Raw genomic sequence first — 7,738 nt, forward strand, 5'->3', positions numbered from 1 at the left:
ACGGATTATAGCAGCATGGCGGCCACTTTACCAATCAGAGTCACGCTATTTAACCTGTTTTCTGCATTTTTTTCGCTAAAACTGAGCAAGAAACGCGCCACTTCCCATTAATTCTTTAAATATTCAACATTTAATTGAAGTAACTCGAATGCTGACTCTGTCACTGCCGCAAGAAAAGTGATGTCGATTGTCGCGACGGTATCCTCTGGTGTGTGATATTGGGGATGGGTCGGCACACCAAAATACAGCCAAGGGATATTCGCTTTGTGGAAGGGGTAATGATCCGACGCCCGCAGCCAATCGGTACTTTGTATGCTTCGACCAACGGGTTTAGGGTGCGTGAGTTTAATGCAAAGTCGGTTCTGTTGATTCAGTAGGGGTTTAAATTGATTGAACTGAGTGAAGTTTCGACTTCCTTCGAGGTAAATCGCATAGGGCCTGCCGGGGTGACTCACCATATCTAAATTCAACATCAGCTCAAAAGTCGCTTCTGGCAGGCGGGTTTTGAGTTGCTCTACCAAGGCGATACTGCCATAGAGCCCAGGTTCTTCGGCATCGGTTGCCACAAACATCAGGTTTACCTTAGGCAAGATATTGGGTTGTAGGGCAAATTGCTGTTGCCAATGTTTGGCAATGGCGAGCATAGCAGCGACGCCGGAGGCATTATCATCGGCGCCGTGGTAAATCTTGCTGCCGCTCATGCCTAAGTGATCATAGTGGGCGACGATAATGCGCCATCGATTCGTCGGTTCTGCCGCCATCGCGGTGGCAACCACGTTGGCACCAGTTTCTTGGGTGAAGAAGGTTTGATATTCAAAGGGCACGATAAAGTCTGCTCCCCAAGGCTGTAAACCTAGCCCCTGAAATTGCTGCTTTATATAGTCAAGACTTTTTGCCGCACCTTGGGTTTGGGTTTTACGGCCTTCGAATTCATCTGAGCTTAATCTTGTGACTGTCGCTTGTAACTCTGTGGGCTCAGCCCAAGTGAGTTTTAGCTCAGTACGTGCACAGGTTTCGGCTGAGTTAACGCAGCCAGTGAGGGTCGTTGCAACAACGCAGGCCAGTGCTAATAAGCCCAGTCTTTGGGATTGATGTCTTAAAAGGTGCGTGATCTTGAACTTGGCGAGCCGCTGACCGATACGACTGTGGTTGAATAGAGTCGATGCGCTTAGGTTTATGTCGCTGAGGTTTATGTCACTGAGGTTTTTACTTAAAAGTGATTGATATTGCCTCGGTAATATAAGGTGAGTCACTGGGGATTGAGTGCTATCACGCATGGACATTCCTTATCGCTGAAGCCTTCGCCAGAAGATGAATATCATCTTTGCCTAAATCCGATTCTAATTCAATGAGATCTATATGTATGCGATAGCTTAAGCATATTGGATTGCTGAGCGAAAAAAAGCGCAGTGCTTAGGGCGACTGCGCTTTTTTTATTCAGACCAACTGCGGCATGAGCCGAATGTTAAGCCTTAGCTTTATTGGCCTTTGCCAGCTCGATATCCCGTTTTAGCAGTGGCTTTAAGAAGCGTGCCGTGTGGGAGGTTGGATGCTCGGCGACTTCTTCCGGCGTGCCTGTGGCTAAAATCATACCGCCACCACCGCCGCCTTCTGGACCTAAATCGATAATCCAGTCCGCTGTTTTGATCACGTCCAGATTATGCTCAATCACCACAATGGTGTTGCCGTGGGATTTAAGACGATGCAATACATCGAGCAGTAATTGGATATCAGCAAAGTGTAAACCCGTGGTCGGTTCATCCAAGATATACAAGGTTTGGCCCGTGTCACGCTTAGACAGCTCTTTGGCAAGTTTCACCCTTTGGGCTTCACCGCCCGAAAGTGTGGTTGCACTTTGGCCGAGACGCACATAGGACAAACCTACATCCATCAAGGTTTGTAGCTTACGGGCAATGGCAGGTACGGCATCGAAGAACTGACGCGCATCTTCCACTGTCATCTGCAGTACTTCGTGAATATTCTTGCCTTTATAGCGTACTTCTAAGGTTTCGCGGTTGTAGCGCTTACCTTTACAGGAATCACAGGGCACATACACATCGGGTAGGAAGTGCATTTCTACCTTGATCAAGCCATCGCCTTGGCAAGCCTCACAGCGGCCACCTTTAACGTTAAAGGAGAAGCGGCCGACCTGATAACCGCGAGTGCGTGACTCTTGGGTTCCGGCAAAAATCTCGCGAATTGGGGTGAAGATGCCTGTATAAGTGGCCGGATTTGAGCGCGGTGTGCGGCCAATCGGGCTTTGGTCGATATCGACCACTTTGTCGCACAGTTCCATCCCTTCGATACGGTCATAGGGTGATGGCTCATCCACAGTCGCTCCGTTGAGCATTCTATGGGCGATCTTGAAGAAGGTATCGTTGATTAAGGTCGATTTACCCGAACCCGATACGCCCGTAACACAAGTGAATAGGCCAATAGGAATGGTTAAATCCACATTGCGCAGGTTGTTGCCGCGCGCGCCAAACAACTCAATCACTTGAGTTTTGTCGAATGGAATGCGCGGCGTATCGATATGAATGCTGCGCTTACCGGAAATATATTGGCCGGTGACCGATTCTTCACAGGCGATGATCTTCTCAATTGGACCGTCACAAATCACTTCGCCGCCGTGTACACCTGCGCCAGGGCCGATATCGATCACGTGATCCGCCATACGGATCGCATCTTCGTCATGCTCAACCACAATCACAGTGTTGCCCAAATCCCGCAGGTGGATAAGCGTCTGCAGCAGACGTTCGTTATCCCTTTGATGCAGACCAATTGAGGGTTCGTCGAGCACATACATTACGCCGACGAGTCCGGCGCCAATTTGGCTGGCGAGTCGAATACGTTGGGCTTCACCGCCGGAGAGGGTTTCTGCTGAGCGCGATAGGCTCAAATAATTGAGACCCACGTTGACGAGGAAGCCTAAGCGATCGCGGATTTCCTTTAAAATCTTCTCGGCAATCTGCGCCTTTTGGCCGCTAAACTCGACTTTCTCGAAGTAGTCTAAGGCTTCGCCAATCGACCAAGTGGTGAGTTGTGGCAGGTTGATATCACCTAAAAATACGTTACGGGCTTCTTCGCGTAAGCGCGAGCCACCACAGCTTTGACAAGCTTGGGTATTGATAAACTTGGCTAATTCGTCACGTACTGAGTTGCTTTCGGTTTCGCGATAGCGCCTGTCCATGTTGTTTAGAATGCCTTCGAAGGGGTGATTACGCACCACCACATCACCGCGGTCATTAATGTATTTAAAGGCAATACTTTCTTTACCTGAGCCGTAAAGTACGATTTTGCGGACTTTTTCGCTAAGCTGCTCGTAGGGCACTTCGACATCGAACTTATAGTGTTCGGCGAGTGAGCTAAGCATTTGGAAATAGTAGAAGTTGCGTCTATCCCAGCCGCGAATCGCACCGCCCGCCAGTGAAAGCTCGGTATTGGTGATCACGCGCTCAGGATCGAAAAATTGTTGTACCCCTAAACCATCACAGGTTTGGCACGCGCCAGCGGGATTGTTAAAGGAGAAGATCCTTGGCTCTAATTCCGCCATCGAATAACCGCAGTGCGGACAGGCGAAGTTGGCCGAGAAGATCAGTTCTTCGCCTTTTGCTTTACCAGTACCCGTGTCGTCTTCCATGCTGGCAACGGTCGCTATGCCGCCGGAGAGTTCTAGTGCAGTTTCGAAGGATTCCGCTAAGCGTTGCTTAATATCGTCACGCACTTTAAAACGGTCGACAACCACTTCAATCGTGTGTTTAACGTGTAAGTCTAAGGTTGGCGGATCGGTTAAGTCACACACTTCACCGTCGATACGCGCGCGGATATAACCCTGCGCCGATAGACCTTCGAGCAATTTAACGTGTTCACCCTTACGGGCGTTGACTACAGGTGCGAGCAGCATCAAGCGGCTGTCTTGGGGCATTTCCAACACTTTATCGACCATCTGGCTGACGGTTTGTGCCGCCAAGGGTTGATTATGTGTCGGACAACGCGGCTCACCCACGCGGGCAAACATCAAGCGCAGGTAATCATAAATTTCGGTAATCGTGCCCACGGTCGAACGTGGGTTATGGGAGGTGGATTTTTGCTCTATGGATATCGCCGGGCTTAAGCCTTCGATATGGTCCACATCGGGTTTTTCCATTAAACTCAAAAATTGGCGAGCATAGGCAGATAGGGACTCGACATAACGTCGCTGGCCCTCGGCATATAAAGTATCGAAAGCGAGGGAGGATTTGCCAGATCCCGATAAGCCCGTGATGACAATCAGTTTATCCCTTGGGATAGTCAGGTTGATATTCTTGAGATTGTGGGTGCGTGCGCCGCGTATTTCAATCTTATCCATCTATCGCTCTAATGCCATATGCTTAAAAAAATGAGCACAAGTATCGCACAGTTCCGCCGCTGAGTTTAGTTGATTCTGTGATCTGCACCAATCCTAGGGCTGGCACTGGCTTTAAGTCGACCTGCTTTGCGGGATGTTGTGGATGGAATGGATTAACTAAGATTAATACTGTTGTTGCGCACTGACTCACAGGACAATTGTGAACATTATGTTAGACTCATTCCCCTGTGCCTGAGCGTTAAAAATAAAGATGTTAACTCAGACACAGTCAATATAGGTCCGTGATAAACGGGATAAAAGCTAAGTGTATAGTCAGTGGTTTAGGCCACGATTTCCTTTTGAGCAAATCCTTTTGGGTGTGGTAACATGCGCCCCTTAAAAGACTTCAATCCAGGGCAAAATCATGGGTAACAACGGACTTTCGGGTACTGAGAAAAAAGTCGCGTTTTCTTTAGCCAGTGTATTTGGTTTGCGCATGATGGGCTTGTTTATGATCATGCCCGTCTTTGCACTTTATGGTCAGCATCTCGAAGGCTTTTCGCCTCTGTGGGTGGGTATTGCTATCGGCGCCTATGGCCTGACTCAAGCCGTGCTGCAAATCCCTATGGGGATTTTATCTGACAAATATGGTCGCAAGCCGATTATTCTTGGTGGCTTAGTGTTGTTTGCTATTGGCAGTGTTATCGCTGCTAACGCAGATACGATTTATGGCGTTGTCTTTGGTCGAGCTGTACAGGGTATGGGCGCGATTGCCGCTGCCGTGCTGGCGCTTGCCGCGGATTTAACCCGCGACGAGCAGCGCACTAAGGTGATGGCGATTATTGGCATGTGTATCGGGTTATCTTTTGCCCTGTCTTTGCTAATGGGACCTATCGTCGCGCAACATCTTGGGTTGACTGGATTGTTTTGGTTAACGGCGGTATTGGCTATTGTCGGTATGCTGTTGATCCAGTTTTTAGTGCCTAATCCCATCACTCAGGCTCCGAAGGGAGACACTCTAGCGACGCCCGCTAAGCTCAAACGTATGTTCCTCGAGCCGCAATTATTTAGGCTTAACGCTGGGATTTTTATCCTGCATTTAGTGCTCACCGCAGTATTTGTGGCATTACCGCTGGATCTGGTGGATGCGGGTCTAGTGAAAGAAAAACATTGGATGCTGTATTTCCCCGCTTTTGTGGGCGCATTTATTTTGATGGTGCCGTTAATCATCATAGGGGTTAAGCGCAAAAATACTAAGGCGATGTTCCAAATTGCCCTCGTGATCATGATAGTGGCATTGCTGGCGATGGCCGCATTTGCGAGCAATCTTTGGGTATTGAGTTTTGCCGTGGTGCTCTTCTTTACTGGGTTTAACTATTTAGAAGCCTCACTGCCTAGTTTGATTGCCAAATTTTGCCCCGTCGGCGAAAAAGGTTCGGCTATGGGCGTGTATTCAACTAGCCAGTTTTTAGGGGCTTTTTGTGGTGGTATGCTCGGTGGCGGTGCTTTCCAGCTCGTGGGCGCAGTCGGGGTATTTGTTGTTGCCGTGATCTTAATGTCTATTTGGTTATTCCTGACATTAGGCATGCAAAATCCTGTGTTGTTAAAGAGTTACACCTTAGAAGCTGAAGTGAAAGACAAGGCGCAAGCGCGCGATATGGCAACCCAGTTATCCCAATTAATGGGCGTTGTTGAAGCCATAGTCGTACTGGACGAGAAAGTAGCTTATCTCAAGGTAGACGAGCATTTCGATTTAAGAGAAGCACGAGCTGTGTTAGGCTCTGCTCAATAATATCTGGTCTGCCGTGTGGTATTTGGGGAAGCTGCTTTTCCTCTATGGCAATAAAGATAAACAACATACTGAATTAATAGATTATTTAAAGAATCGCAGGAGATTTCAATGGCCAGTCGTGGTGTTAACAAGGTAATTTTGGTTGGCAATTTGGGACAAGATCCAGAAGTGCGTTATATGCCAAACGGTAATGCAGTCGCAAACATCACAGTAGCGACTAGCGAATCGTGGAAAGACCAACAGGGTCAACAGCAAGAGCGTACTGAATGGCACCGTGTGGTTCTGTTCGGCAAATTAGCTGAAATTACCGGTGAATACCTGCGTAAAGGTTCACAGGTTTACCTTGAAGGTAAACTGCAAACTCGTAAGTGGAAAGACCAAAGTGGTCAAGACCGCTACAGCACTGAAGTGGTTATCGACCAAAGCGGTAGCATGCAAATGCTAGGTAGCCGTGGTCAAGGTGGACAAGCACAAGGCGCGCCAATGGGCGGCATGCCACAAAACGCAGGTTATCAATCTGCACCACAACAAGCCGCGCCTGCGCAAAATCAATATGCGCCAGCGCCTCAAGCAGTACCTGCTTACCAAGCGCCAGCTCAGCAACAATATGCTCCGCCAGCACCTGCCCAGCAGCAAGGTTATGGTCAGCCACAGGCTCAACAACCACAACAAGGTGGTTATGCGCCTAAGCCACAAGCCGCTCCAGCACCAGCTTATCAAGCGCCTGCAGCATCGGCACAGCGTCCAGCGCCACAACCACAGCAAAACTTCACTCCAGATTTGGATGATGGCTGGGATGACGATATTCCGTTCTAATTCACAGTAAATCTAATAATGTAGATCTAACTGTAAACAAAAACCCCTTGAGCTCTTATTCTTACTGACTTTCACGTCTTTAAGGTAAATCTCAAGGTTTTTTTGTATAATAAGAGTTGATAATCGAAATTAGTATTGCTGCTATATTTTTTATAGTTAAAGGGGGGTAATGAAGGTTGTCGATTATATTTTTTCAGGGGGTGAGCGTCGTTCACTATTAGTGAGTGAAGATAGTCGCATTGATTTTTGGTCAACTCTTTATGTCACGGTGTAGCGGTCAAGTAAAATTGGCCACGGTTTTAGAGTCATTCCAATATAAACGTTCTGACTCATTTGGCGTTAACCCACCATTATATTGATAGGGTCTGGTCTCACTGTAATATCCAGTGATGTAATTTGTGATCTCTTTATCTGCTTCTGTAAAATTCCCATAACCACTTACGGGTATCCACTCAGATTTCAAACTTCTAAAGAAACGCTCCATTGGTGCGTTATCCCAACAATTCCCGCGGCGACTCATACTTTGCTCAATCTGAAGACGCCATATTAATTGTCTGAATTTCAAGCTYGTGTAATGCGAACCTTGATCGCTGTGATATATCACATTCTCAGGCTTACCCCTTAACTCAAATGCCATTTTCAAAGCTTTACAGGTCAGCTCACTATCTGGTGATAATGACAAAGCCCATCCAACAGGTTTGCGGGAAAATAAGTCTAAAACAACGGCTAGATAGGCCCAGCGATTACCGACCCAAACATACGTCACGTCGCCACACCACACTTGATCTGGTTGAGTTACTGCA

The 7,738-nt window shown here is 47.9% G+C and carries 4 protein-coding genes and 1 pseudogene; 2 read left to right on the top strand and 3 right to left on the bottom strand.

Features of this window, described 5'->3' with window-relative positions:
* Positions 1-107: 107 nt before the first annotated feature.
* Complete coding sequence (locus L5L97_RS21900; protein WP_263183971.1) at positions 108-1,277, bottom strand: M28 family peptidase; 1,170 nt, start codon at positions 1,275-1,277, stop codon at positions 108-110.
* 188 nt (positions 1,278-1,465) lie between these two features.
* Positions 1,466-4,348, bottom strand: coding sequence for an excinuclease ABC subunit UvrA (gene uvrA / locus L5L97_RS21905; protein WP_131524377.1), 2,883 nt, complete (start codon positions 4,346-4,348; stop codon positions 1,466-1,468).
* Between the two features lie 403 nt (positions 4,349-4,751).
* On the opposite strand from uvrA, the gene L5L97_RS21910 reads away from it, so the two are divergent.
* Positions 4,752-6,119, top strand: coding sequence for an MFS transporter (locus L5L97_RS21910; protein WP_168825599.1), 1,368 nt, complete (start codon positions 4,752-4,754; stop codon positions 6,117-6,119).
* Between the two features lie 108 nt (positions 6,120-6,227).
* Positions 6,228-6,935 carry a single-stranded DNA-binding protein gene (ssb, locus tag L5L97_RS21915; protein WP_263183972.1) on the top strand — a complete coding sequence of 236 codons (708 nt, stop codon included), beginning with the start codon at positions 6,228-6,230 and terminating at the stop codon, positions 6,933-6,935.
* 277 nt (positions 6,936-7,212) lie between these two features.
* Here ssb and L5L97_RS21920 read toward each other — a convergent pair.
* Positions 7,213-7,738: pseudogene (locus tag L5L97_RS21920) on the bottom strand (IS3-like element ISSba5 family transposase); the annotation flags it as partial.

It is taken from the genome of Shewanella sp. SM71, from assembly GCF_025653905.1.
GTDB lineage: Bacteria > Pseudomonadota > Gammaproteobacteria > Enterobacterales > Shewanellaceae > Shewanella > Shewanella oncorhynchi.

What these genes read in the sequence shown, in the direction of transcription:
- L5L97_RS21900 (WP_263183971.1), bottom strand. Translation starts at nt 1,277, where the DNA reads ATGCGTGATAGCACTCAATCCCCAGTGACTCACCTTATATTACCGAGG.
- uvrA (WP_131524377.1), bottom strand. Translation starts at nt 4,348, where the DNA reads ATGGATAAGATTGAAATACGCGGCGCACGCACCCACAATCTCAAGAAT.
- ssb (WP_263183972.1), top strand. Translation starts at nt 6,228, where the DNA reads ATGGCCAGTCGTGGTGTTAACAAGGTAATTTTGGTTGGCAATTTGGGA.
- L5L97_RS21910 (WP_168825599.1), top strand. Translation starts at nt 4,752, where the DNA reads ATGGGTAACAACGGACTTTCGGGTACTGAGAAAAAAGTCGCGTTTTCT.